The 26,588-nt window shown below is 58.7% G+C and carries 24 protein-coding genes; 13 read left to right on the forward strand and 11 right to left on the reverse strand.

Features of this window, described 5'->3' with window-relative positions:
* Positions 1-8: 8 nt before the first annotated feature.
* Positions 9-1,172 (reverse strand): porin, encoded by a 1,164-nt coding sequence (locus tag DOM45_RS02375; RefSeq protein WP_110597922.1) that lies wholly within the window; start codon positions 1,170-1,172, stop codon positions 9-11.
* 242 nt (positions 1,173-1,414) lie between these two features.
* Between DOM45_RS02375 and DOM45_RS02380 the strand changes: the two genes are divergently transcribed.
* The 7 genes from DOM45_RS02380 (at position 1,415) to DOM45_RS02410 (ending at position 10,086) form a co-directional block, all read left to right on the forward strand.
* The gene (locus DOM45_RS02380) at positions 1,415-2,977 is read left to right on the forward strand and encodes a bifunctional GNAT family N-acetyltransferase/carbon-nitrogen hydrolase family protein (RefSeq protein WP_110597923.1); all 1,563 of its coding nucleotides are present in this window, start codon (positions 1,415-1,417) and stop codon (positions 2,975-2,977) included.
* Between the two features lie 3 nt (positions 2,978-2,980).
* Positions 2,981-3,826, forward strand: a complete 846-nt coding sequence (locus tag DOM45_RS02385; RefSeq protein ID WP_110597924.1) for a M90 family metallopeptidase — start codon at positions 2,981-2,983, stop codon at positions 3,824-3,826.
* Positions 3,827-4,251: 425 nt separating this feature from the next.
* Positions 4,252-6,273 (forward strand): DNA/RNA helicase domain-containing protein, encoded by a 2,022-nt coding sequence (locus tag DOM45_RS02390; protein WP_110597925.1) that lies wholly within the window; start codon positions 4,252-4,254, stop codon positions 6,271-6,273.
* 482 nt (positions 6,274-6,755) lie between these two features.
* Positions 6,756-8,048, forward strand: a complete 1,293-nt coding sequence (locus DOM45_RS19950) for a HEPN/Toprim-associated domain-containing protein (RefSeq protein ID WP_157958329.1) — start codon at positions 6,756-6,758, stop codon at positions 8,046-8,048.
* Positions 8,049-8,182: 134 nt separating this feature from the next.
* Entirely contained in the window at positions 8,183-8,416 is a 234-nt protein-coding gene (locus tag DOM45_RS02400; RefSeq protein WP_110597927.1) for a hypothetical protein, read from the forward strand.
* Positions 8,417-8,518: 102 nt separating this feature from the next.
* A complete protein-coding gene (locus DOM45_RS02405; protein ID WP_157958330.1) occupies positions 8,519-8,932 on the forward strand; it encodes a GNAT family N-acetyltransferase in 414 nt (137 codons plus the stop codon).
* Positions 8,933-9,219: 287 nt separating this feature from the next.
* Positions 9,220-10,086, forward strand: a complete 867-nt coding sequence (locus DOM45_RS02410) for a sirohydrochlorin chelatase (RefSeq protein WP_110597929.1) — start codon at positions 9,220-9,222, stop codon at positions 10,084-10,086.
* Between the two features lie 229 nt (positions 10,087-10,315).
* Here DOM45_RS02410 and DOM45_RS02415 read toward each other — a convergent pair whose 3' ends face one another.
* Positions 10,316-11,257 carry an AraC family transcriptional regulator gene (locus DOM45_RS02415; protein WP_110597930.1) on the reverse strand — a complete coding sequence of 314 codons (942 nt, stop codon included), beginning with the start codon at positions 11,255-11,257 and terminating at the stop codon, positions 10,316-10,318.
* A 100-nt stretch (positions 11,258-11,357) separates the two neighbouring features.
* Between DOM45_RS02415 and DOM45_RS02420 the strand changes: the two genes are divergently transcribed.
* Positions 11,358-12,122, forward strand: a complete 765-nt coding sequence (locus tag DOM45_RS02420) for an SDR family oxidoreductase (RefSeq protein ID WP_110597931.1) — start codon at positions 11,358-11,360, stop codon at positions 12,120-12,122.
* Here DOM45_RS02420 and DOM45_RS02425 read toward each other — a convergent pair.
* Together DOM45_RS02425 and DOM45_RS02430 are read right to left on the reverse strand one after the other, a co-directional pair.
* Positions 12,112-12,456: a hypothetical protein gene (locus tag DOM45_RS02425; protein ID WP_110597932.1), complete on the reverse strand. Its 345-nt coding sequence runs from the start codon at positions 12,454-12,456 to the stop codon at positions 12,112-12,114. The genes DOM45_RS02420 and DOM45_RS02425 overlap by 11 nt on opposite strands.
* A gap of 5 nt (positions 12,457-12,461) precedes the next feature.
* Complete coding sequence (locus DOM45_RS02430) at positions 12,462-12,758, reverse strand: YciI family protein (RefSeq protein WP_110597933.1); 297 nt, start codon at positions 12,756-12,758, stop codon at positions 12,462-12,464.
* Positions 12,759-12,927: 169 nt separating this feature from the next.
* On the opposite strand from DOM45_RS02430, the gene ltaE reads away from it, so the two are divergent.
* Positions 12,928-13,941, forward strand: coding sequence for a low-specificity L-threonine aldolase (gene ltaE / locus DOM45_RS02435; protein ID WP_110597934.1), 1,014 nt, complete (start codon positions 12,928-12,930; stop codon positions 13,939-13,941).
* 10 nt (positions 13,942-13,951) lie between these two features.
* Here ltaE and DOM45_RS02440 read toward each other — a convergent pair whose 3' ends face one another.
* Both DOM45_RS02440 and DOM45_RS02445 read right to left on the reverse strand, forming a co-directional pair.
* On the reverse strand, positions 13,952-14,392 hold the full coding sequence (locus DOM45_RS02440) for a hypothetical protein (RefSeq protein WP_110597935.1): 441 nt from the start codon (positions 14,390-14,392) through the stop codon (positions 13,952-13,954).
* 68 nt (positions 14,393-14,460) lie between these two features.
* Positions 14,461-15,336 carry a LysR substrate-binding domain-containing protein gene (locus DOM45_RS02445; RefSeq protein ID WP_110597936.1) on the reverse strand — a complete coding sequence of 292 codons (876 nt, stop codon included), beginning with the start codon at positions 15,334-15,336 and terminating at the stop codon, positions 14,461-14,463.
* A 219-nt stretch (positions 15,337-15,555) separates the two neighbouring features.
* On the opposite strand from DOM45_RS02445, the gene DOM45_RS02450 reads away from it, so the two are divergent.
* Together DOM45_RS02450 and DOM45_RS02455 are read left to right on the forward strand one after the other, a co-directional pair.
* Positions 15,556-16,797, forward strand: coding sequence for a TauD/TfdA family dioxygenase (locus DOM45_RS02450; protein WP_240612265.1), 1,242 nt, complete (start codon positions 15,556-15,558; stop codon positions 16,795-16,797).
* A 131-nt stretch (positions 16,798-16,928) separates the two neighbouring features.
* On the forward strand, positions 16,929-17,888 hold the full coding sequence (locus tag DOM45_RS02455) for an ABC transporter substrate-binding protein (protein ID WP_425353322.1): 960 nt from the start codon (positions 16,929-16,931) through the stop codon (positions 17,886-17,888).
* A 291-nt stretch (positions 17,889-18,179) separates the two neighbouring features.
* Here DOM45_RS02455 and DOM45_RS02460 read toward each other — a convergent pair whose 3' ends face one another.
* Entirely contained in the window at positions 18,180-19,094 is a 915-nt protein-coding gene (locus DOM45_RS02460; RefSeq protein WP_110597937.1) for a LysR family transcriptional regulator, read from the reverse strand.
* A gap of 114 nt (positions 19,095-19,208) precedes the next feature.
* Here DOM45_RS02460 and DOM45_RS02465 point away from each other — a divergent pair, with 114 nt between their 5' ends.
* Both DOM45_RS02465 and DOM45_RS02470 read left to right on the forward strand, forming a co-directional pair.
* A complete protein-coding gene (locus DOM45_RS02465; protein WP_110597938.1) occupies positions 19,209-20,090 on the forward strand; it encodes an alpha/beta fold hydrolase in 882 nt (293 codons plus the stop codon).
* 7 nt (positions 20,091-20,097) lie between these two features.
* Complete coding sequence (locus tag DOM45_RS02470; RefSeq protein WP_110597939.1) at positions 20,098-21,192, forward strand: tartrate dehydrogenase; 1,095 nt, start codon at positions 20,098-20,100, stop codon at positions 21,190-21,192.
* A gap of 75 nt (positions 21,193-21,267) precedes the next feature.
* Here the strand turns inward: DOM45_RS02470 and DOM45_RS02475 are convergent, their stop codons facing one another.
* The 4 genes from DOM45_RS02475 to DOM45_RS02490 are packed head-to-tail and all read right to left on the reverse strand — an operon-like array spanning position 21,268 to position 26,516.
* A complete protein-coding gene (locus tag DOM45_RS02475) occupies positions 21,268-22,041 on the reverse strand; it encodes a PEP-CTERM/exosortase system-associated acyltransferase (protein ID WP_157958331.1) in 774 nt (257 codons plus the stop codon).
* Positions 22,031-24,877, reverse strand: coding sequence for a bifunctional diguanylate cyclase/phosphodiesterase (locus DOM45_RS02480; RefSeq protein ID WP_110597941.1), 2,847 nt, complete (start codon positions 24,875-24,877; stop codon positions 22,031-22,033). Before DOM45_RS02480 ends, DOM45_RS02475 begins: the two co-directional genes overlap by 11 nt.
* A 24-nt stretch (positions 24,878-24,901) precedes the next feature.
* Positions 24,902-26,095 carry a hypothetical protein gene (locus DOM45_RS02485; protein WP_240612266.1) on the reverse strand — a complete coding sequence of 398 codons (1,194 nt, stop codon included), beginning with the start codon at positions 26,093-26,095 and terminating at the stop codon, positions 24,902-24,904.
* A complete protein-coding gene (locus DOM45_RS02490) occupies positions 26,088-26,516 on the reverse strand; it encodes a type 2 periplasmic-binding domain-containing protein (RefSeq protein ID WP_240612267.1) in 429 nt (142 codons plus the stop codon). The genes DOM45_RS02485 and DOM45_RS02490 overlap by 8 nt, the downstream gene beginning before the upstream one ends.
* Between the last annotated feature and the right edge of the window lie 72 nt (positions 26,517-26,588).

Here is a 26,588-nt window from a genome sequence, read left to right on the forward strand (position 1 = left end):
ACATTCCCCTAGAAAATGAAGTCCAGACCGAGGCTGAAGACAGAACTCCAGCCCCCGTTCCAGTCACTGTCGTCTTGTCGCCACAGGAAGCCCGGGCTCCGCGTATCGATACGATCGAACTGCGCTTTCAGTGCCATGTTGGTGGTCACGTCGTAACGTGCCCCCAGCGACCAGGTCCGCTGATCGATATCGCTGTTATCGGGGTTGGTGGACGATGTCTCGACGCGGGATGCCACCACATAGGGCGTTACCCGGTCGATGCGATATCCCACCGAGACGAAGCCCGAGTCGATCTGTCCCTCGTGGCGGCTGGTCTGGCTGCGGTTCCACATCACCTGAACCTGCAGCGGGCCGCGATCATAGAGCGTTCCCAGGGAGAATAACCGAATCCGGTCGAAGCCGAAGATATCGCCAAGAACGGTATCCGCATCGAGAGCGAGAAACGGGATCTGCTCGATCTGGTCGGCTACGCTGCCCGAAAAGCCGACATCGGAGTGGACTTCGGTATAGCTGGTCCGGAATCGCCACGGCCCCGTCTCGTAGTCGACATGACCACCGTAGACGCTGTCGACATCGAAATCCGCAGAGAGGTCGTCGATCAGATAGATCTTGCTGCTCGAGCGCCCGGCATAGAGCTTGAGCAGCATCAGGTCGCTGCCGACCGGCTGCTTGAAGGTGACATCGCCGCCATCGATATGGGTCAGTTGCAGGATGCCGAAGTGATCCACCGGCGGCCGCGCCCAAGGGTAGGCGTAACCGACGTAGCGCGAGTCGGCGAGCTGATACACGTCCCACCCCAGCCGCCCGACGCGCAACTGCACGCTGGGGTCCGGCCGGTAACGCAGGAACGCCCAACTCACTTCGGGTCGGTAGTTGCCGTCCTCGCCATAGCGGCTGATGCCCTGCACCACCGCATCCAGCTCATCGGTAAGGCGATAGCCGACCTGGGCGCCGAGCAGTGAGTCGGTGCGCGCGCTCCAGCCCTTGTCAGCACCCTTGGGCTGGCTGATATCGCGAATGAAGCCAGCATCGCCCTGATTGCTGTGTACCAGCCCCAGGGTGCCGAAGCCGCTGAACGTCAGTCGGCCATCGTCCGTCAGCGGCCGAGCCTCGGCGACAACGCTCGTCACCGACAGCATCAGCCCCAGGCAGACCGGAAGTAATCGTCTCATGCAGCATCTCCGGCGGCGCGTTCGACTTGTCGCCGTCGCAAAGAAAAATTAGGTTCGCGGGTAACATTGTCGGCAGACCGGCTTCTTTCTTAAGGGTCCATTAGCCCAGCTTCGATGATTCAGATCCCGATACCGCGGGGGCGCGGGGAGCTCGGCGTGTTAGACTTTGTCATTAAACGCCCGGTGGTCAGAGCCTGGTTGGCGACGCCCTATTTCTTTTCCCGGATGGAGTCAGGCGCTCAATGTCTTTGGAAGAACTGCACCTCAATCTGCGCAACCTCACGCCCGAGGACTACCCGCAGCTCAAGCGACTGATGGATGCCGTCTACGACGACATCGGCGGCGCCTGGTCGAAGCTGACGATCGACAAGCTGATCGGCGAGTTCGCCGACGGCCAGATCATCATCGAGGACGACGGCAAGATCGTCGGTGTCGCGCTCACGGTGCTGGTCGACTACGACCGCTTCTCCAACCCGCACAAGTACGACGAATTGATCGGGCATCGCGAGATCATCCTCAACGACGCCAACGGCGATGCGCTCTACGGCCTCGACGTCTTGATCGATCCGGCCTACCGCGGCTATCGCCTTGGCCGACGCCTCTACGAGGCCCGCAAGGACCTGTGCCGCTCGATGAACCTGCGCGCGATTCTCGCCGGCGGCAGGATTCCCAATTACCACCAGCACGCCGACGAGATGACTCCCGCCGAGTACATCGATCGGGTCGCGCGCAAGGAGTTCTACGACCCGATCCTGTCGTTCCAGCTGGCCAACGATTTCCTGGTCAAGCGCCTGCTGACCAAGTATCTGCCCGAAGACGAGAAGTCGATGGGCTACGCCACCCTGCTCGAATGGAACAACATCCTCTACGAACCGGCCAGCCGGATCATCGAGACCCGCCGCACCCAGGTCCGCATCGGCGCGGTACAGTGGCAGATGCGCGAATTCGACTCGGTGGAGGCGGTGCTGCAGCAGGTCGAGTTCTACGTCGATGCGATCTCCGACTACCAGAGCGACTTCGCGGTCTTCCCGGAGCTGTTCAACACCCCGCTGATGGGGTTGACCGACCAGACCGACCAGGTCGCCGCGATCCAGTTCCTGGCCGGCTTCACCGAGCGCTTCAAGACCGAGATCTCGCGCATGGCGGTCTCCTACAACATCAACATCGTGGCCGGCTCGATGGTCGAGCTGGGCGAGGATGGCAAGCTCTACAACGTTGCCTACCTGTGCCATCGCGATGGCGGGATCGACCGCCAGGCCAAGCTGCACATCACCCCGCAGGAGCGGCGCGACTGGGTGGTCGAGGGCGGCGACGAGCTGCAGGTGTTCGAGACCGATGCCGGCCGTGTCGGCATCCTGATCTGCTACGACGTGGAGTTCCCCGAACTGCCGCGACTGCTGGCCGAGCAGGACATGGACATCCTGATCGTGCCGTTCTGGACCGACACCAAGAACAGCTACCTGCGCGTGCGCCACTGCGCCCAGGCCCGCGCGATCGAGAACGAGTGCTACGTGGTGGTCTGCGGCAGCGTGGGCAACGTGCCCTCGATCGAGAACCTGGACATCCAGTACGCCCAGTCATCGGTCTTCTCGCCGTCGGACTTCGCCTTCCCCCACGATGCGGTGCTGTCGGAAACCACGCCCAACACCGAAATGGTGATGTTCTCGGACCTCGACCTGACCAAGCTCAAGCTGGTGCGCTCGGAAGGCGCGGTGACCAACCTCAAGGATCGCCGTCTCGACCTTTTCGATCTGCGCCTGCGCGACTGGTCGTGGAAATCCGGGGCGCGCCAGGAAGAGAACTGATCGATGGGCTTACGGAGTGGTTCGTGGAAAGCCTGGTTGGGCCTGAGCGGCGATGCCCGCCAACGCTCGCGCCAGCCGTTCGACCCGGAGGCATGGCGGTCGATTCGCCACGGCCTGCCGCTGCTGGCCGACCTCGACGACGCCGATGCCGAGCGTCTCGGTCCGCGCGCCTGGCAACTGCTGCAGAGCAAGCGCTGGGTGGCGGGTGACGGGGTCGAAGTCGACGATACCGCCCTGCTCGCCATCGCCGCCCAGGCCAGCCTGCTCACGCTGGGCTGGTCGGACCGCGACGCCAGCGCCGCCTTCGACAACGTCACCGAGATCATCCTGCTGCCGGACGCCTTTCATCGCCACGTCGAGGAGATGGACGACTTCGGCGTGATGCACGAATACGTCGACGAGCGCGCCGGGGAAACCTCCTGGCGCGGCCCCGTGGTACTGGCAATTCCCGATGTCGCCGAAAGCGGCGACTACACCGGCTACAACGTCATCATTCACGAATTCGCCCACAAGCTCGACCTGGGCAACTCGCAGGATGTGGACGGCTTCCCCCCGCTCGCCGCCAACAGTGATGTCACCGCCCAAGAGTGGCATCGCATCTTCACCGCGGTGTGGGACGACCTGCAGGCCCACCTCGCCCGCGACGAACCCACCCCCATTGACGACTACGCCGCCACCCACCCCGGCGAATGCTTCGCGGTCTGCTGCGAACTCTTCTTCACCGCCCCGGATCAACTGATCGAGGTCTACCCCGAGCTTTACGACCTGCTGAAACGCTACTTCCGACAGGAAACCCTGGCGCGGTTTGAGCGGAACCATCCGTCAGGGATCGATGAGCCGCAGGATTGATCCTTGACTACTCCCCGATGCTCATCGCCCCGTATCAGGTACCTCGTCCTACTGAACATGACGCCCAAGCCAACCCTGACTAGAGAATTGGTCTCAGAGTCGTTACTCGGAGAAAACATTGGTTTACATTAGTGCAGATACTAACTAGGCGTTGCGGAAGAAAACGCGGCTAGGGGGTTGGCATAAGAAGATCAAGGCGGCTTGCGATCCAAAGGAGCCATGGTGGAAAGGCTGCCTGCACGCTCATCGGTGTTATGCAGCTGGCACTATGATTGGTGTTATATGGCCAAGCTATACTTAATATGTCGATTTTTCAGTATGTTTTGGAGAAAACAGTGTGCAACATAACATTGTTGAACTCGCATGCGCGTTCAAGTCAATAAACGAGCGCGCTGTCTAATACCTGTTAGGCATCTAGTGCAGATATGACGGCTTACTATTCATCAACGACCGGTGCATTCGTCCGAATCTCACTAGAGGAAGTCGCTGCTGCACTGCATTCCAAATACGCCGCCGATGGGTTTTCTTCGCAATACACGACGCAAACCGAATCGTGGAATATCACAGTTCCAAAGCTGCAAGAAGAACTGAGGTCATTGCTACGTCTGCATCCAGATGCTGCAAGTTGGCCTGTCCTGCTTGAATATCCTCTCTATCGGTTACGACGCCGCATTGATGTGCTGATCTTGACGCCCGCTGCGATCGTAGTAGTTGAACTCAAAGTTGGAGAATCAACCTTCCGATCTGCTGACCGGCGTCAGGTAGAGGAGTACGGTCTCGATCTACGTGATTTTCATGGAGCTAGTGCTGGAATCAGCATAGTTCCGGTACTTTGGTGTACCGAGGCCAAAACTACTTCCTATGTGTCAACGATTAAAGAGGCCGATGTTGCTGAGGTTCATTGCGTAGGGGGATTAGGGCTAGCAAACGTTCTTGTCCGGGTAGGCACCTCGGTTCCAACGGCGCGATATGAAATACGCGAATGGGAGTCGGGCCAGTATCGACCCGTGCCTACCGTGGTGGATGCGGCAACTACACTTTTCGCTGGCCATGGTGTACGCGAAATAGCTCAAGCCGATGCCTCCAATTTGGATGCATCGGCTAATCGTGTCGTCGAGATTATTCAGGAAACCAAACGGAAGCGAGGTCGGTCATTGGTTTTTCTCGCTGGCGTCCCCGGGTCCGGAAAGACGTTGGCTGGCTTGCAAGTAGTACACAGTGCTGTGGAATCTGGGGTCGAAGACCAGGGAGATATTGTCTACCTCTCTGGAAACACCCCATTGGTTGTTGTTCTCCGAGAGGCTCTCGCTCGTGATGAAGCGTCGCGGCGTAAGGCTCGTGGAGTTAAGCCCGCTCTAGCTGAAGCAAGAAATTCGGTTCGAACCCGAATTCAACATATCATCGATTTTCTGAGAGAGTATCTGACAAATGATGACGGTTCCTCTCCTCATGAGCATGTGATCGTCTTCGATGAAGCCCAGCGGGCCTGGGATGAGGATTACGGACGAAAGAAGTTCGGACGACCATCTTCAGAGCCCAAACTTCTTCTAGACATTATGGGGCGACATCCAGATTGGTGTTCTATCGTTGCACTGGTTGGCGGAGGACAAGAAATCAATGCAGGAGAAAACGGAATCGCCGAGTGGGGTAAAGCGTTGAGAGCTTTGCCGAATACTGAACTAGAGAAATGGTGCGTATACGGCCCGCCAGATTTTACGGTCGGTTCCGATGCAACGGCCAATCTTGGGGTCGGTAGCTTATCCGGAGCAGCGGATATCGTTGTTGAACCGGATCTGGAATTAACCGTGCCGTTGCGGAGTTTTCGCTCGCCTTCGCTCAGTCGGTGGGTTTCGTTGGTCTTGGGCGGCAATGCACCTGAAGCGGCAACCTTGGCCCGCGAACTCGGTGATTATCCAATACTTGTAACTCGATCTATCGATCTTGCGAGGAAATGGCTAAAAGTACATGCGCGTGGAGAGCGTAGATTTGGCCTGGTTGCTAGTTCAGGTGCACGGCGTTTACGAGCAGATGGTCTGGGTGTGACACTAAATGCGACGGACGGGAGTGCGATCGCTCAGTGGTATCTCAACGGTCGAGAGGATGTTCGTTCTTCGTTCGCCTTGGAAGTTCCTGCAAATGAGTACACGACCCAAGGGTTGGAACTGGACTTTGTTGGATTGTGCTGGGGTGGCGACCTGGTTTGGAATGGACGGACTTGGGCGCATCGCCAGTTTCGAGGAAATAGCTGGGCAAATGTCAACGGCGACCGGCAGCGGTTCATCACAAATTCATACCGCGTCCTTATGACTCGGGGGCGCGAGGGCCTGGTTGTCTGGGTGCCTCAAGGATCAACGGAGGATCCCACGCGTAAGCCACAGCAATTCGACGAGACCGCCAATTTTCTGCTCAGTTGCGGAGCCAATAGGCTCGCTGAAGGAGATGCCTAACAATGCGCTGCAGCGGACGTCTGACCCGCCACCCGCTTTGCTGCCGCAAAGCAGGCGTCGCCTTAAACGCCGCTGAGCTTAGGCGTTATGTTTTTGAATCGAAATAGGGCTAGCTATGGAAGCTAAGGTATATCCAGCACACGGGCACCCCGAGGGAACAAGTGGATCGCCTTGGTTCCGTATTAGGGGTGATAAACTGTATCCAGCTCATGGGCACCCTGAAGGAACAAGTGGTTCCCCTTGGTACCGAATCAGGGATGACAAACTGTACCCTGCGCATGGGCACTCTGAAGGAACAAGTGGTTCGCCTTGGTTCCGTATACGAGACGGCAAACTGTACCCTGCTCATGGACATCCTGAAGGAACGAGTGGATCGCCATGTGAAATAAACATAACCAAGCAATGCACGCGACGAGCGCGTGATTGCGGCGTTAGGCAGCACGAGTGCGATTAATTAAGCTAGCAATAAGAAGGTGATTTAAATGGGAACATCGATAGAGCTGTACGCAGGGAACGTTTCTCTGTCGTATTCCAAAAATCACATGGGCATAGATTATGGATTTCTTTTTCAAGATGGTGACTTAATACGCCGAAAGTCTGAGTCAATAGACTACGAATATTATGAAGAAAATCCTGAATTAAAATATGAGGTAGAAAAGGCGGAGGAGGCTTTTGCTAGGGCTTTATATCGGATTATACCACGACTAAACATACTCGGCCATACACTTGACGCGGCACGCGCTGAATACAATTCGTTGATAGCAGAAGCGGAAGAGATCTCAAATGAGATTGATACAGATGAATCAAAAAAGGAATATCTGACGTTTGAAGAGTTTTGCCACTTGGCATGTCGCTATCCGCTGTCTGAGTTAAAAAAAGACTATATAGAATATGACACACAAGATCGAGACACTATTTCTCAAGGTCGTCTCGCAACTGATGTCGAATTATTTGATCGAGTTCCTTGGCCTGGTGGCTCAGATCTCTATTGGTCTGAGGCCAGTTATCTGTCTTCAAGAGTTTGTGTTCTTAGTGCTGAATCTATGCTTCAGGTTTTTGCGCAAAATACAGAAAATTCTGATGTTGAGGTTAATTGGGAATTTGGTCCTATTGTTCATGCTGGATGGGTTCAACGAGAGGCGTTTCGGGCTGGAGCACTCCAAAAGCAAAAGGTTCTGATAGCAACCGAGGGTACATCAGATACACGCATTATTCAGCGAGCTCTACAGATTTTACGTCCGGATGTGGCGGATTTTTTCAATTTTGTGGATGTCGATGAACGACATCCTTATTGGGGAACGGGCAATCTAGTAAAGTTTGCAGAGGGGCTGTTACGAATCGAGGTCTTAAATCAGGTCTTATTTGTTTTCGATAACGACGCAGAGGGCGTTGATGCTTTGCGCAAATTTGAAAATTTGAATTCTCCTACCAACATGAGGGCAATGCTACTACCTGATCTTGATGAATTTAGGGAGTTTGTAACTCTCGGACCTGAAGGGGTTAGTAACTCTGATATAAATGGTAGAGCTGCTGCGATTGAGTGTTATCTTGATCTTCACCTAGATCAATACCCTCCAGCACAGGTCACATGGAGTAATTTCAAAAAGGATATCGATGCATGGCATGGCATTTTAGATTACAAAGAATCCTATTCAAAGAACTTTCACGAGCAGTCCGATAACGACTTGCTTGATGGTAGTTATAACGTGTCTAAGCTATTGAAACTAATAGATACGCTAATCCAGGAAGCTGGATTGGTGACTCCGATTATTTGAGGAGCTTCTTCACGTTTTACATTTTGGAAAACTTGAGCACCTTGCCTAACAAGGCGCTGTTGTCGGACAAATTTTACGCTGCGCTTCAAATTTGCCGCAGAGCGCGGCGTTAGATAACCAATGGAGATCGAGCATTGAAAGATAGAGTTAAGTTGAATCCAGGCGAAACCTTAAAGCAAGAAAGCCATCGTTCAAAAGGCACTATGGCTGAGACTGATATCTGGACATATGCAGTTTTGGATTTAAGCGGGAATAAAGTAGGTTCTGTAGTTCATACGGATCACACTTCAATTAAAGGCTTCAATCGCACCCAATCAGTTGAACAGCGCGATGCGAATGGAAAAATCGTAGTAGATGTAACGTGGTAAGGTTTTCTAATAAGGTGCTGTTGTCACCGCTATCGCGGCTGGGATGGCTTACGCAGCGCTTCAGCTGCCCCAAAGCTTGGCATTAGATCACACGACATGAGCATGTTAGTTATCTCAGCAATCAACGCCCCGGAAGATCTTCATAACGAAACTCTTCGCGAGCGTGCTTTAAGAGGTCATGCCAGAAGGTCATGTGAGTTCGCGGCGCTAGTCAATGGACAAGAGGCGGGGCTTCTATCTTACGAAGATTGGAAAGAGAAAAATCTTGGGTTCATATATGAAGTATACGTGCTTCCTCAATTTCGGAGGCAAGGCATCGGAAAATCCCTGATTGAGTACGGAGAGAAGCACGCACTTCAGCTCGGTTGCAGATTGCTGCAGATAAAGCCATATGCACTAAACCAAGAGCCAGATACCGATCAACTTGTTGATTGGTATCTTAGTATTGGCTACCTGAGAGCCAAAGAATCGAGCGAAATGTTGGAGAAGCACATTGGCAGTCTCGGTGCGCTCTAACAATTCATTCAAGCCGATGCCGCTTCGCGGCTCGGCTTAACTCATCCGCTATACCTGCTTTGGCTAAATGTCCGCTTTTGGCCGAAAGCGGAACAACTCGCTATTTCACCTGATCAGACCATTCAAAATGGCTACCCACTTTCCCGATAGGGAAAACCAGAGCGCCATCGGCCCGCCGCTTTGCTATTTTTTCCTATCGGGAAAACCCGGTTATGCTGGTTTCGCGTCGGCTCGTTTTGCGGCGAAAGACTTGATTTGACACCCATCTGCGCCAGCTTTGAGGCCCCATGCGAAAGATACTGCTCGTCGACAACGGTTCCCTGCGCCCTGCCGCGACGCTCAACCTGCGTCGCCTCGCCGACGCCTTGAGCCAGGCCACGGGTGACGCGGTCGAGGCCGCATCGCTACTGCACTCGTTCAAGATTCCGCCCGAGCAGCTCGGTTGTCGCAAGGCGGATTCCCTGGGGCCGCTGGCCGAACGATATGCGGCCGAGGGCGTGACCGAACTGCTGATCCTGCCCTTCTTCTTCGGGCCCAGCCAGGCGTTGACCCGCTACCTGCCGGAGCGTCTGGCCGAGGTGCAGGCCAACTACCCGCAGCTGTCGGTGAGGGTCGCCCCGCCGCTGGTCGATACGCTGCTGGCGCCTGACCTGCGCTTGGCGCAACTTCTCGCCGATAACGTGCGCGAGCGCATTAGCGGCCAGTCCCGGCCCAAGGTCGTGCTGGTCGATCACGGCAGCCCGATCCCGGAGGTTACGGCGGTACGCAACTACCTGACCGGGCAACTGAGTGCACTGCTGGCCGATGAGGCCGAGTGTGTGACCTTTGCCTCCATGGAGCGCCGCGAGGGCGATGCCTATCGCTTCAACGAGCCGCTGCTGGAGACGTTGCTGGCCTCGCCGGAGCTGGCCGAAGGCGACGTGATCCTCTCGATGCTGTTTCTTTCGCCGGGCCGGCACGCCGGTGAAGGCGGCGATATCGCCGAGATCTGCGCCCAGGCGATGTCTCGCGCCCCTGGCCTGAATGTCGTAACGACCCGGCTGGTGGGCGAGAACGACGCCATCCTGGAACTTCTCGTCACTCGCCTGCAGCAGGCGCTGGCCGGCGGGCCGCTATTGATGGAATTGCCGGCGACCGGCGCCAAGGACGACTGACCCGCGCTTCGGCTGGGGTCGGAGTGTTTGTCGCAGTCCTCTACTCATAGCCACCAGCACACGCTCGAACTCCTGCCACCAGGCCTTGGTATATTGCGCCGGATCGGCGGGGAACCGCCCTAGCTCTACCGCGAAATCGAAGAAGCGCCGAGCCGGCAGTGTTTTTGCGAGTCATTGGGTGGCGCCCGATGTACGCATCCAACTTTTGTCCGTAAGCAGTCCAAGGTCGTCACTGACCCTGATCATGTGACGACTGATCTGATTTCGCTTCTAGCGGCTTTCTGTCATTGGCGTACCGCGTCGGCGGCGTGCCAACGTGGCGCGTGAAGGCAACGCTGAAGGTACTCGCCGAACTGTAGCCGACCCGCTCGGCAACATCGGCGATACGACTCTGATCGTTTCTCAACATTCGCTTGGCTAGCGCCATGCGCCAGGCGAGCAGATACGCCATCGGCGCAAGACCGACCGTCTGCTTGAAGCGCTCGAAGAAAGCCGACCGTGACAACGCCGCCTGCCGCGCCAATTCTGCCACCGTCCACGCGTGTGTCGGCTCGGCGTGCATGGCACGTATCGCGTTCGCCAGGCGATTATCGGCGAGCCCGAGCACCAGGCCGGGCGAGGCCGCTGTTTCTCCGGTGACTCGCAGCGCTTCGATCATCAGTACTTCCAGCAGCCGCGACAGCACCATATCGCGCGCCGGCCGATCGGCGCGCGACTCTTCGCTGACAAGCTTGACCAGCATCGCCAGTCGCCGCTGATCGCGAATATGCACGCGTTGCGGCAACAGCGAGACCAGCAACGCCGCGTCGGGCGATTCGAAATGACAATGGCCGATCAGCATGCGCACATCGGGCGCCGCATCCGCCGCGCCGAGCCGGAATACGCCGTCGCCGATGGCGACAGGCCAGTTCTCGACATCGAGTGGCGGTGGCGGATGACTGGACGCGACGATGTCCTGCGCCGATGGAGCCAGCAGGAAATCACCGGCAGTGAGATGGATCGGTTCCCCGGCACCGGGGGAGGAGAGGCACTCGCCTTCCAGCACGACGCAATAGAACAAGTCGCCCGGATCGCTGCGGCGCACGCGCCAGGGCCCGCCACCAACGATCAGCTTGGAAAACCGCATGCTGGGCTGTAGCAGGGAAACCACCTCGGCCAGCGGATCGATCATGATCGGACTCTCGCCAATGAAATTTGGATTATGGATTGTAGTGAGTGCGGTCAGTGACGCCTATCGTGTGTAGCTCAATGTTCGGATCACAGGAGTTCCCATGAAGACGGTTCTGATCACGGGTTGTTCGTCCGGCTTCGGCTTGGCGATCGCGCGGTATTTTCTTGAGCGCGAATGGCATGTCATCGCCACCATGCGCACGCCGCGCGCGGATGTATTACCGACCTCCGATCGTCTACGCGTGCTTGCACTCGACGTGACCGATCCCGCCAGCATAGCCGCGGCCGTCGACGCCGCCGGCCCGATCGACGTACTGGTCAACAATGCTGGCGTGGGCGCGGCCGCACCGTTCGAGCTCACCGCCCCGGACCTGGCACGTGCGCTGTTCGAGACCAACACCATCGGTACCATGGCGATGACCCAAGCCTTCCTGCCGCAATTTCGTGCTCGGGGCGCCGGCACCATCATCAATGTGACCTCGACCGTCACGCTCAAGGCATTGCCGCTGCTATCGATGTATACGGCCAGCAAGGCCGCGGTGAATGCGTTCTCGGCGTCATTGGCCATTGAGCTTGCACCGTTCGGCATCGATGTGCGCGTCGTGCTGCCCGGCCGTTCGCCCGAGACGCAGTTCGGTGACAACGCGCATCGTCACGGGCTGGAGAGTGCTGACTACGCGGATCTGATTCAGCAGACGATCGCCCGGATCAGCGACGAATCGGGCCCGGTCACCTATGCGCGGGATGTAGCCGAGGCGGTCTGGCGTGCGGCAACCGATCCGGCCGCGCCGATGCGCATTCCCGCAGGTGCAGACGCCCAGGAATGGGCGCGGGAAGCCGGCTTCACAACGACTCCTACGCCATAGCCGCCAGCACGCGTTCGACCTCCTCCCGCCAGGCCTCGGCCTGCCGTGACGGCTCGGCGGGAAACCGCCCCAGTTCCACCGCCAGATCGAAGAAGCCTTGCGCCGGCTGTCCATCCCCGCGGCGGCTGACGACCAGTGCCGCGACAAAGGGCCGGCCATGCTGGGCATCCTCGCGCATCGTGCTCTCCAGTGCCTGGGCGACACGCTGGATGGTGCGCGGCGGTTGCAGGGCCAATGCATCGGCGAGTTGCTGGTAGGTCAGCGGCAGAGTCTGGCGAGGCGCCGTCTCTAGCAGCTGGCGCACCTGCGCGGGCAGGAGTTGAGCGTCGGTCATGGTTCTCAGGCGTTCGGATCGAAGAGTTTCACTTCGCGAATGTCGACGCGCTCCCAAACCCGCCCGGTCATGTAGGGCTCGCTCTCGAGCCAGGCGTCCAACGCCTGCCGGTCGCTGAAGCAGAAGTGGGCATTGGAGCCGATCATCCTGCCTTCATCGTTCAGGATCGCACCGCCGCTGAGGAACTTCCCCTGTTTGGCCAGTTCACGAACCCCTGTCAGGTGCGCATCGCGATTGGCCATCCGGCGATCGAGCGCCTCGGCGTCGGTGTAGTCATAGGCCACCACGGCGTACTGTTTCATGCGCCTCTCCTGTCGTTTAGACGTTCTCGAAGATGATCTGCATCATGCGTCAGCCCTCCTGACGAGACAAATCGGCACTGGCGATGACAATCCTGGGTTCCGCAACGCGCCATCATTGCCGCTACAATCCTTCAACCACTCAAGTTCCCCGCGCAAAAGGCCAAATGCCATGATCGATCTCCGCAGCGATACCGTCACCCGCCCCAGCAAGGCGATGCGCCAGGTGATGTTCGACGCCCCGCTGGGTGACGACGTCTGGGGCGACGACCCGAGCGTGGCGCGCCTGGAAGCTTATACCGCCGAGCGCACCGGCAAGGCGGCAGCACTGTTCTTCCCTTCCGGCACCCAGAGCAATCTGGTGGCGCTGTTGAGCCACTGCCAGCGCGGCGACGAGTACATCGTCGGCCAGCAGGCGCACACCTATCGCATGGAGGGCGGGGGCGCCGCGGTGCTGGGCGGTATCCAGCCGCAGCCGATCGAGAACGAGGCCGACGGCACCTTGCCGCTGAAGAAGATCGAGGCCGCCGTCAAACCGATCGATCCACACTTCGCGCGCACGCGCCTGCTGACGCTGGAGAACACCTTCCACGGCCAGGTCCTGGACGCCGGCTATGTCGAAGCGGCCACGACCCTGGCACGGCGCTTCGGCCTGGCCACCCATCTGGACGGCGCGCGAATCGGCAATGCGGCGGCGACGACCGGTGCCAGCCTCAAGGCGCTGTGCAAGCCGTTCGATACCATCTCGATCTGCTGCTCGAAAGGGTTGGGGGCACCGGCGGGATCGGTGCTGGTCGGCGCTGCCGACTTCATCGAGACGGCCCGGCGCTGGCGCAAGGTGGTCGGCGGCGGCATGCGCCAGGTCGGCATGCTGGCGGCGGCATGTGAATACGCGCTGGCGCATCAGCTCGCGCCGCTGGTGGAGGATCACGCCAAGGCCGAGCGCCTGGCGGCGGGACTGGCGGAGATCGACGGCATCACGGTGACGGCGCAGGCCACCAACATGGTGTTCGTCGAGTTCACTCGCCCGGCGCTCGATCCCGCCGATCTGCACGCCTGGCTGAAAGCGCGCGGTATCCTGGTCGGCGCGCTCTACGCGCCGCGCTTCGTCACCCACCGCGATGTCTCGATGGCCGATATCGACCGCGTCGTCGACGTGGTTGGCGAGTATTTCAGACGCGGCTGAAGCGGCTCGCTCAGTTGAGCTGAGTCGACGAGGAGGAGCTGGGGCGAGTCGGTGTCGACGGCGAGTTCGTGGCAGAGCCGGGGGCATCCTGAGCGCCACCATCGCCGGCCGGGGCAGTGGGATCGCAGTTCCGCCGTGCGGTGGAGAGGGTCGAGCCGCCATCGTTGCCGTGGCAGATCGAACCGCCACCGCTGGGCCGCTGCTCTCGTGTTTCCCGCGGATAGGTCAGTCCGGGGCTGACGTGGACATCCAGGCGCTTGGGCACGTAGTCGGCGCGTCCGTCACGGTCGTTGTCCGGCAGCCTGACGCGGTGGCCGGTCTGGGGGTCGACGACGGAGACGCCATCGGCGATGGCGGGAGCGCTGACCAGCGTCGCGCTGGCCACGATCAGCGCGAGACAGGTCGCGATCAGCGTGTTGCGGCGTCTGGCGGGCGTGAAGAGCGTGCGCATGGTCCACCTCCGGTGAGAATCTGCTGCGTCAGCATAGTGTAGCGCCCACCGCGATTCCGGGCGCGGATTCACGGCGGGGACTCGCTGGTCTGGGAGAGCCACTCCCACAGCGCCGCCGCCGCCGGCCGCAGCTGCCGACGGCTGGGCCGGACCAGCCAGAAGGCTTCGTCGGTCGGCATGTCGAGTTCGAACGGTGCCACCAGATCGCGGCTGGCCTCGAGCAGGCGGCGATGCGACAGCGCGATACCGCCGCCGTAGGAGGCCAGGGCCAGCGTGGTCACGTGGGTGTCGCAGATCATCGCCTGGCAACGGTGCTCGAGGCCGGCGAATCCCGCTTCCACCAGCCAGCGCGGCCAACCGGCGGCGAATCCCGCCGCGTGCAGCAGCGTCTTGCCGGCGAGATCCTCGGGCGTCTCGAGTTCCGCCGCCAGCGCGGCCGAGCAGACCGGTAGCAGCCGCTCTTCCCCCAGGCACTCCGCCGTCACGTCGCTCCAGTCGCCATGGCCGTAGCGAATCTCCAGATCCGCTCCTTCGGCGCCGAAATCGTCCGCCCAGATCGCGCTGACCAGGCGCAGGGTGATCTCGGGGTGCATCCGCTGGAAATGGATCAGCCGAGGCGCCAGCCAGGTCTGCTGCATGGCCGGCGTGGCGCGCAGCGTGACCGGTGCCCCCGGGCTGGGGCCGAAGACTTCCGAGGTGCCCTCGGCGAGACGGGTGAAAGCGCCCTGCACGCTGGGCAACCACGCCTGCCCGGCAGGGGTCAGCGCCAGGCTGCGGGGATAGCGCACGAACAGCGACTGCCCGACGCGATCCTCCAGCAGCCGGATGCGCTGGCTGATCGCCGACTGGGTGACACCGAGCTCCCGCCCCGCCTCGGTGAAGCTCAACGTTCGCGCTGCCGCCTCGAACGCCTGCAGCCACAGTACCGGGGGAAGTTCGGACATCTCGTTTCCTGAAAGCGTCTCGCAGAGAGGGGCCGGCTGAAATCGCATTAGCCGAAATCAGCCGTTGGGCGAATAGACAAAGCCGGTCATTAGCCAAGCTTGGCCTTAGCGTCCAGATTAATCGTTTGTCATGGCCTGAAGCAATCCGCATCCTAGTGAAACGCAATAACACACGTTACTAACGAAGATGGCCGCGATAGCCATCGAGGAAGTGCCCTTTTGTCATCCGCTCTTTTGTCATCCGGAGGCGCCTTCAACGACGCTCTGACTGCTCGTCAGGGCCAGACGCCCATCGATATGGCCGAACTGCGCCGCTATCGCCAGGGCAGTGGCGCGCCGGCCGCCACGCTGGAGAGCGTGACGCGCCAGGCACGCCGCCTGACGCTGCACTGGTCCGACGGCCGTACCGGCCAGTTTCCGATGATGTGGCTGCGAGACCATTGCGCCTGCGACCAGTGCCGCCACCCGCTGACCCGTGAGCGCCTTTACAAGCTGCTGGATGACCCCCTGTGGGAGCGCTTCGACGGCGACGACGCGCTGGCCTCGTTCGAGTTCGATGCCAACGCATTGACGCTGACCTGGCAGGATGGCCACGTGTCGCGCTTCGATGCCGGCTGGCTCTACCAGCGCTGCCCCGGACAGGAACTCGCCACGCTGCTGCCGACACCGACGCCGTGGCCGACGCACTTCACGCCGAGCCATGTCAGCCACGCCGACTTCGTCGATGGCAGCGACGGCCGCAGCCGCTGGGCCAACGCTTTGCTGCGTGACGGTCTGGTCATGCTCGACCAGGGGCCGTGCGAGCTGGAGGAGGTCTCACGCATCGCCGAGAGCATCGGTCCGATGCGCTCGACCAACTTCGGCGGCCGATTCGACGTGCGTTCGGTCCCCAATCCGAACAATGCCGCCTATACGGCGATCGGCCTCGAACTGCACACCGACCTGCCCAACTGGCGCCAACCGCCGGATATCCAGCTGCTCTACTGCCTGGAGAACGACGCCGAGGGCGGCGAGTCCAGCTTTGCCGACGGGTTCGCCGCCGCCGAGACCCTGCGGGCGGAAAATCCCGAGGCCTTCCGGGTACTGTCGGAAACGCCCATCGACTTCCGCTTCCAGGACGACGGCCACGATATCGCCGTGCGCGAGCCGGTGATCGATCTGGATGGCGAAGGCCGCCCCCGCGAGATCCGCTTCAACAACTGGATTCGCGACACCTTGAGCCTGCCGTCGGATCAAATCGAGGCGTGGTACGACGCCTATCGTGCGTTGTGGCAGATCCTGCGTCGGCCCGAGGGCCGGGTGGAACTGACGCTGGAACCCGGCCAGATGGTCGCCTTCGACAACCGCCGCGTGCTGCACGGCCGCAACGCCTTCGACCCCAATACCGGCAAGCGCCATCTCCAGGGCACCTATCTCGACCTGGACATGCTGCAATCACATCTGCGCGTGCTGTCGAGATGAACCCCACGGCACGGCGTTGATACGAGCCGCCCGACGTCATCACTGCATGACCGGGCGGCTCTTCCGCGTGTATTCCCGGCACATTCTGGCCAGGGGACATACGCCCACTAGGGAACGACAGGAGACAACAAATGAAACGACCGCAGACGATTTCCGCCCTGACGCTGACCACCGGTTTGATGATGAGTGCCGGCGTGATGCTGGCCGGCACGGGTTCGGCAGTGGCGGCTGACGAAGCCATCAACTTCGGCGTCCCGTCCTGGCCCGGGATCACCGTGAAGACCGAGATCGCCCGCCAGTTGCTGGCGCCGCTGGGCTATCAGGGCAAGGCCCAGGAGATCGGTCTGCAGGTGATCTATCAGGGGCTGGACTCCGGCGACGTGGATGTCTTCCTGGGCGCCTGGCTGCCGGCCCAGAACCCGATGCTGGAGCCACTGGAAGCCGATGGCAGTATCACCCGCCTGGCCACCAACGTGACCGGCGCACAGATGACGCTGGCGGTGCCGGACTATGTCTACGACAGCGGGGTCACCTCCTTCGCCGATCTCGACGCCCATCGCGACGAGTTCAACGGCGAGATCTACGGGTTCGGTGCCGGCTCCGCCGCCAGCGAAATCCTCAACAAGGCGATCGAGGAAGATACCTGGGGCCTGGGGGACTGGACCCTGGTCGACACCAGCACCGTCGGCATGCTGAGCGCCGCCAAGAGCCACATCGCCAACCAGGAACCCATCGTCTGGGTAGGCTGGACGCCGCACTGGATGAACCTCGAACTGCCGATGCACTACCTCAGCGACTCGAAGAACCTGTTCGGCGAGGGCAACGGCGCCAGCGACGTGCGCACGCTGATGGCAAGCGACTACGCCGAGGCCAACCCGAATCTGGTGACCTTCTTCGATCAGTTCTCGTTTTCCGCCGAGGAGCAGAGCTGGATGATCAAGCAGTACGGTCAGGAGGAGAAGCCGATGGAAGAGGTCGCCACGACCTGGATCGAGGAGCATCCGGATCGCATCGAAGCCATGATGGAAGGCGTCACGACCCGCGAAGGCGAGCCCGCGTGGGACGCGGTGCGGGAAAAATTCTCGTTGTAGATCAAGGTATCGGGAGCCACCGCCGGGGCACGGCTTGACGTAGCAAAAAACCGTTACAAATTCGTGGCGATTTTTTTGTCTTCGCCCGGAACTAATGGAACAGGGCCGACTCTGAGTAGGTGTTCCCTTGAATGATCCCTTACTTGCCCACCATCCCCTGGTGGGCATTTTTTTGCCCTGCCATCCCTGGCGGCCACTCCTCGGGTCGTCGCTGGTCGGCGTCAAAAATCTCTCCCCGGAAGTTTTTGTCCAGCTCTCTGGCATTCCGCGTCTGGCGACGTGTCTTGCCGGTCAAGGCAGCGGCGGCACTCGCCCTGCCATCTCGGCCATCATGAAATCGACGAACTGCCGGATTCGGGCACTGTCCCTTGCCCGTTCGGCATAGAGCAGGTGGAAATCCGCCCGGATCCCCCGCCACTGCGGCAGCAACGGCACTAGCTCACCGCTGGCCAGATGCTCGTGGACGTCCCACCAGGAACGAAGCAATACGCCATGGCCATCGAGTGCCATGCGTGTCATCGCCTCGGCATCGTTGCTCGCCAGCCGTCCATGCACGCGAATGGCGCGTCGGGCGCGGGTATCGTCGGCGGCCTCGAACCGCCATAGCGAGTAGTCGGTATCGTTCTCCCGCACGATCAGGCAGCGGTGGTGAGCCAGATCCTCCAGCCGCTCGAGCCTGGGCGCGTTCACCAGATAACCGGGTGCGGCACAGAGTATCCGGCGATTGGCAAGCAACCGCCTGGCGATCCAGCGCGACGCCGGGGGCTCACCCACGCGGATGTTGATGTCGAATCCCTGTTCGTCGAGGCCGACCGGAAAGCTGGTCAGCTCCAGCAGCAGTTCCAGTTGTGGATGAGATGCGGCGAAGCGCGAGATCAGCGGTGCCACATGACGCCGGCCAAAGCCGAAGGTGGCGTTGATTCTCAGCCGCCCCGAGAGCATGGCGCCCTGGTCCCGCAGCGAGTTTTCCAGATCGCCCAGGTCGTCGAGGATCATCGCTCCGCGCTGCAGGTAGCGCTCCCCCTCCGCCGTCAGCGACAACCGGCGCGTCGTTCTCGCCGCCAGCGACACGCCGAGGCGCCGCTCGAGTTGCTGCAGCCGCTTGCTGACCGCCGAGAGTGACAGTCCCAGCTCCCGGGCCGCGCCGGTCAAGCTGCCGGCCTGGGCGACCCGCTGAAAGAAGGCCAGATCGTCGACCGCGGACATCGGATTCTCCACTTCAACGCAATAGTGGTTTCGATCTTAACCGGATTATCCCGAATCCGGCAGCGACTACACTGATCCTGGCGACCCCACGAACCCAGGAGCGAGGCCAGACCGATGTTCGACGGATTTCGCGAATTCGATATCGAGGTGGAACCGAACATCGCCATTCATGGCGTGATCGGGGGCGCAGGCCCGGCGCTGCTGTTGCTTCACGGCCATCCGCAGACCCATGTCATCTGGCATCTTCTCGCCCCCAGGCTCGCCGAGCACTACACCGTGGTCGCGACCGACCTGCGCGGCTATGGCGACTCCAGCAAGCCGGAGGGAGACGAACAGCACCTCAACTACAGCAAGCGCCGGATGGCCACCGACCAGGTAACGGTCATGCGGGCGCTCGGTTTCGCTAGTTTCTTCCTCTGCGGGCACGATCGTGGCGGACGGGTCGCACACCGGCTTGCACTCGATCATCCCGAGCGAGTGGACAAGCTGATGGTGCTGGACATCGCACCGACGCTGGCAATGTACGAGGCCACCGACCTCGCTTTCGCCACCGCCTACTGGCACTGGTTCTTCCTGATTCAACCCAGACCGCTGCCGGAATCCTGGATCGAAGCGGCACCCGCCGACTATGTCACCCGGATCATGGGTGGCCGCCATGCCGGGCTAGGCCCGTTCTCCCCACGCGCGATCGCCGAGTATCAACGCTGCCTGGCGCTCCCGGGCGCAGCCCACGGCCTGTGCGAGGACTATCGGGCCTCCCGCACCATCGATCTGGAGCACGACCGCGCCGACCGCGATGCCGGCCGGCATCTTCAGGTTCCGCTGGCGGTGTGGTGGGGCGAGCACGGCGTGATCGAGCGCTGCTTCGATGCCCTCGGCGAATGGCGGGCGGTTTCCAGGCACGGCGTCGAAGGCGGCGCCCTGCCCTGCGGTCACTACCTTCCCGAGGAAGCGCCGGATGCGCTCTTCCAGCAACTCACTCACTTCATGAGGTAAGCCAGCCATGGCTAACGACCCCGCTCAAGACAAGACGCACAAGATCGCCGTCATCGCCGGCGACGGCATCGGTACCGAGGTGGTGCCAGAGGGGCTACGCGCGCTGGAGGCAGCCGCCAGGCGCTTCGACATCCGCCTCGAGTTCGAGCATTTCGAATTCGGTAGCTGCGACTACTATCTCGAGCACGGCAAGATGCTGCCGGACGACTGGTTCGAGACGCTCTCCGGCTTCGATGCCATCTTCTACGGCGCGGTCGGCTGGCCGGACAAGGTGCCGGACCACATCTCGCTGTGGGGCTCCCTGCTGCAGTTCCGGCGCCACTTCGACCAGTACATCAACCTCCGGCCCTGTCGCCTGATGCCCGGAATCAAGAGCCCGTTGGCCGACCGAGAGCCCGGTGACATCGACTTCTACGTGGTGCGGGAAAACACCGAGGGCGAGTATTCGAGCATAGGCGGCAAGATCTTCGAGGGTACCGAGCGCGAAACGGTGATGCAGGAGACAGTGATGACCCGCACCGGGGTCGACCGGGTGCTGAAATACGCTTTCGAGCTGGCGCAGAGTCGGCCGCGCCGGAAACTCACCTCCGCGACCAAGTCCAATGGCATCTCGATCACCATGCCCTACTGGGACGAGCGGGTGAAAGCGATGGCCGGGAAGTATCCGGACGTCAGCGTCGACCAGTTCCACATCGACATCCTGACCGCCAATTTCGTGCTCCATCCGGACTGGTTCGATGTCGTCGTCGCCAGCAACCTGTTCGGCGACATTCTCTCCGACCTCGGCCCCGCCTGCACCGGCACCATCGGCGTCGCGCCCTCGGCGAACATCAACCCGGAGGGCAAGTTCCCGAGCCTGTTCGAACCGGTTCACGGCAGCGCTCCGGACATTGCCGGCAAGGGTATCGCCAACCCGATCGGCCAGATCTGGTGTGGCGCGATGATGCTAGAGCATCTCGGCTATCAGGAAGCGGGTGAGGCGATGGTCAGCGCAATCGAGCGAGTTCTGGCAGATGACGACAAGTCAGCGCTGACCCCGGACCTGAAAGGCCAGGGAACGACACAGAGCCTGGGCGAGAAGATCGCCGCAGCGATTGGCTGATGCGAGACTGGCGACGGCGACTCGGGTCGTCGTCGCTTTCAATGATGACATCGTTGTGACCGACTTCCGTAAGCATCAATTCAATATCTTGCACAGCGTCTCGGTGCCCAGAATGCTAGGGACGTTACCTTTTTCCATGATCTGTCGTGACAAGTCCTTCTGGATCGAGCGATACAAGGGAAGAATCGAGTCTCGCATACCACTCTCGGCATATCGCTGGTCGATATAAAATGCCGCACGCTCACCACGAAAGTGAATCGGCTGAGACACCTGGGAAAATCGAATACCCGACCTCGCCAGTAACCTCTGAAAACGATTTTCCATCATCGCAAGAACGTGAAAGCGTTCTATCAGCCCGGTAAACGCCGTGGCGCATAAAAAAAGACTAACCCCGATCATCGGGAAAAAGCGTCTCTCCTGCTGTGAAAAAACGAACTCACCGAAACCATCCACCGCCGTATCTTCAACCCTGCCGGACCGAAAATAGCTCGGGATCGCCACACGAGATATCTCGCAAAGTTCCGCGGATCGAACACTGGAATCGAGCTTGATCTCGACACCATGTTCACGACAATGCTCCACGATTGGCAGACCATAACCATTCTGGTTCCGGTCATCGGGAAACACGATTCTCATGCAACCTGCGGAAAGTCCCGTTGCCCGATGCTCTACCAGGCAGTGGAGAGACCGACCGTCGAACTCGTCTCTTTCGATCCGATTCTTCGCGTCAATAGGTTCATAACCTAGCTCTTCACAATAAACTTTGTGTCTAAGGGAAAAAACCCGCGAGCGATCGCTTTCGGAAGCAGCAAAAACGACATTAAAAAGGTCAAAAAATTCATTCTCCACCCCTGCCCCCTTGTACCTTATAAAATTCTGTATCCGCTATCGCCGCAGGCTTCCCCAGATAAAACCCCTGAGCATAATCAACACCATACCCCCGGAGATATGGCAACAGCTCTGACCTATCGACGAACTCCGCGACAGTCTTCTTACCCATTCCCTTGGCGATATCCACGATGGCCTTGACTATCAACTGACTCTCTTCACTCTCGGGGAGCTTTTGAATAAACGAACCATCTATTTTTATATAATCGGCAGGAAACTGTCCCAGGTAATGAAAACTGCTAAAACCAACACCAAAATCATCCAGCGCTACTTTACAGCCCAAGGCCCGGATACTCTCCAACACGCATCTCGCTGAGGCAAAATCTGTCACGGCTGCAGTCTCGGTGACCTCTACGATGATTCGTGCAGGATCAACCGCATGACGCACGAACTCATTTTTCATGAAATTAGTCAAGTCACCGTCATGCAAAGACTGGCCTGATAAATTGATAGCCAAATTGGCGGTAGTATCAGCCAGCGTAGACATCAGACGAATGCCATTCGATAACACCCACCTGTCGACCGCAACGATTTGCCCACTCTGCTCGGCGACCGGTATAAAAACGCCGGGAGACAAGTTTTCACCGTTGGTATCTTTCAGCCGGAGCAGCACCTCATAGTGTTGGACATCGAAATCGACCAACCGAAAAATTGGCTGGACCATGAGTTCAAAACTGTCATTGAGTAGCGCATTACGGATCATCTCTACCCAATAAACGCGCTGCTTTATCTCTTCCCGTCCCTGCTGCTCAGGAGAGAGAAGATACCACCGCTGCGCTGCATCGACTTTCGCCTGGTACATCGCGTAATCGGCATTGGCCATCAGTTCGTCGGGAAAAGCCCCGTTAGCCGGATAGAGTGCGATGCCAATGCTCGCACTGGCGCGATGGATACGACCCTCGACGTGCAGTGTCTTCTGTTCCAGATGGTTCGCGATTCGTTGAGCCATATCGACAGCACTCTGTTGGGACGCATGTTCGAGGAGAATGGCGAACTCGTCCCCTCCCAAGCGCGCCACGACATTACCCTGGCCCAGCTCCGACAACGCCGTTGCAACCAACCGCAGCAGTTGATCGCCTGATTGATGGCCGCTAGTCTCGTTAACTTCCTTGAAGCGGTCCAGATCAAGATAAAGAACCGCGCCAAACGAGCTGGGCGTGACGGCGCGAGACAAGGCTTCTTCAAAAAACCGTCGATTGTAAAGTTCGGTCAGTGAATCTCGGCTGGCCAGCCAGAGCAGTCTCGTCTCTGCCAGCTTTCGCTCGGTAATATCCACCCCTACAGAGATGAGCTCCTGATGGGAACCACGATCTTCCGTTTCCAGAGGAGTGTGATACCAGACAATGGTTCTGATCTCACCGTCCCCCGAGACTAACTTGCTTTCCTGTTGACCACCACCATCAAAAAATTCATCAATATTAACCAGTTCTGCCGCAAAGACGTCCTGAAATTTATTATCAGACAGCTGATCACCCGATAGGCCTGTCAGCCATTCGCAAAACCGGTTGGTCAAGGTGATGTGACCATTTCGATTATGAATCACGATTAGAACCTGGGCTGTGTTGAAAAGGCCTGACACGAAGTCACGTTCTCTTGCCAGCTCCTTCACACGATTTTCCAGCTCGACTCCCCGAAGGTTTATCTCCTTCTCCATACCCTCAAGCTTGGTTTCCAATTCGATTGCCGTCCCCTCCAGAGTGTCGAGCTCATCCAGAAAGAAGACCTTCGCCGGCGGCATCGAATCTCGCATCACGTCGTATCGCCGCTGTGCCAACAAGGGAAGCTTTCGACTAATGATTCTTAGTCTATCCATTCGATTTTTCAGCATACTGAACAGAATCACTTCCGAAGCCAACCACCCCAGCAGTGCAATCAGAAGAACCATACGCGTAGTGCTGGATATCGAGTTTATCTGAGCCGTAATATCCGACACCAGCAGGAAGTATCCGGATTTCCCGCCCACCTGCTGATTGTCTTTATCTATGGAAATCGCAATGACTTCAAAAATCTTATCACCCTCAGTATATCTGGCGACTTTTCCATTGACATCGGAGAATGCTATTCTGCTAGCGATAGACTCAAATAATGGCCAACTAGTATCCTCATGCGTCAAAGCAATCAAATTCGCATTCCAACCATCCAAAAACCTGTCATTGGCAAAGCTGGTCAACCCCGAGGCAGTGACTAGCAGCGCCACTTCGCTACCGGAACTTTTTTGCATGTAGCGAGTTACATCGGCAAGCGAACGAGAAACCATGATGACGCCCGCGTCCGTACCTTCCGCCAAAACAGGAACAGCCACATACTGGCGACACTCGCGGTAGCAGGCTAGCCTCTTCATTGGCCTTTCTTCTTTGATCACCTGCCTCAACCACTCGGCATCTACAGCTGCCTGATTGTCAGACTGTTCTTGCCCTAGTGTTATTACACTTTTAGTATCGCTATCGTAGACACTGACGTCATCGAGTCCGGCATCCAGCTGGAGCGTAGGCCACTGCGGTGATAGAGCCGATTCTATGTCCGCGGCATCGCCCTCAAGTAAAGCATGACTCAGGCTGGGGGAAGATGCCAATAGGCTCGCTATTTGCCGCATGGCATCCGCCGAACTTTGTAGGGTCAGGGACACTTCATACCGCTGACGATCATAGAACGATTTTTGAGACTGACTAAATTGTTGCACCAAGGCGTGATTGCTCACCCATGCAACAAGGCTTGCCAACGCCAACAGCAAAAGGCTAGTAAATACCAACGCCCTCCATTTTAGGCTAATCCGAAAAACGTTCTTTCTATTTTGCATTTAATCGGCCTTGAATTGGCGCCATTAGAAAAAATAGGAAGCCTGGAATAGCAACATATTCCAATACTTACTCTGGTTTTCAGACGCCCCCCCACCAACTACAGGCACCCATCCCGTACCTTCAACATGATGCAGTTCGGACGACAGAAGAAAGCGGGGGTAAACTTGCCACTGAAGACCGGTCGTCCAATCCTTGGCATATCGAGAGAACGCAGGCCGGTTGGACTGTGCCGCGAAACTACTCCCCCTTCTATCATCACGATCGACGACGTACGAGTCATACCTCACGATCCAGTCCAAGTCAGCACTCAGCCTTCTTGAGTATTGGGCATACCAGCTCTCACCGGTAATGTTGTAGTTATAGGGATCGACAAAATTATCAGTTTTCAGATTTCTCAGCGCATATTCGGTCGTAAAGGACCAACTCTCTTGATTGTATTGAAAGGAAAAAATCCATGGCTCAAAGAGGAAATCGCCATTACCCGGCGCCTCTTCCGTGGATTCGAACTTAGCTTTGACTCTAGCGTTTGTCAGTGCCAGAACGACGGCACCGCCACCGTACTCGTATCTTATCTGGCCAATGTAGGAAGTTTCTCCAGAAAAGTCGCCCAAGCCGTTACTGCCTAACAACGATCCGGCCACTTGACTATCGAACCTGGGGTTTCCAACGCCGACCTGCAACCTTACCACGCTGTTGTCCATGCGCCGTTCAACGTATCCCATCACGCCGTCAGAACTCAGCGCCGGCTTTCTAGTGCGATCAAAGTAGATAGACTGCGGCAACAATATGCTGGGGCGAGTGACCGCTACATCTCGGGCCTGATTGTATAATCCAAACGGGTTCTTGAATCGCCCAAACTGCACGCCAACGGTATTCTCGTTGTTCGTCAAAAACTGATAGTCCACCACACCGTAATCAAGCTCGGGGTCATTCAGTTCGCCATCGTCTCCGGCTTGCCTGGCGAGCAGTTGCCCCGCCACCAGTACGTTACTTAGCGGTCGAAAAGAGGCGTTCAAGCCCAGCTCGGTGTATTCCCAGCTTCCGCCACCCTCGCTACTGGGCCCGAAGAAATCATTATGGTCGGTCACGATGAGTGCTTGACTCATGAAACCGTGCACCTGGAAGGTATCCGACATTCCCACGGCATGAGCGTTGGCCGCGAGCATCAGAGATATCGCCGCTTGGGCTGCGATCGAGAGCGGTTTCAGTTTATTCAATGTCGAGCACCCGAACCTGATCCGTCAGGCTTGATTGTTTGATGTATCCGACACTGCCGGGCGTGGAGGCGACCTCCTCGATCATTTCAGCTTCGCTGGCGACCTCGTTGGGGGCCTGCCCGGTGCCGGAGAACACGGCACGGTCCCAGGCGAGTCGAAGTTGATGCGGGTAGACCCCCAGGATTTTCTTGGAAAAATCCTCGTGAACCGGGTTGTCGTCCGGCAGGACGAAGACATGCACGGCCTGCCCATCGGGGAAGGTTCTCTGTCGCATCGCGAAAATCGCCCTCAGCGTCTCAAGCGGCAGGGAAGCCTGCTGTACCGTCTTGTTGACGATGACGACGATGGCAGGTCCGTCTCCGAAACTGTTCACGGATAACAGGGAGAGCAGCAGCGCGCAGCCTGTCAGTGTCCGCCGCATGCGTCACGACTCCCCGACAAGTTTGCGTCCGCCATGATGTTTGTCAAAGACACACCCCGACCCGAAATCGAT

It is taken from the genome of Salinicola lusitanus, from assembly GCF_003206045.1.
GTDB lineage: Bacteria > Pseudomonadota > Gammaproteobacteria > Pseudomonadales > Halomonadaceae > Salinicola > Salinicola lusitanus.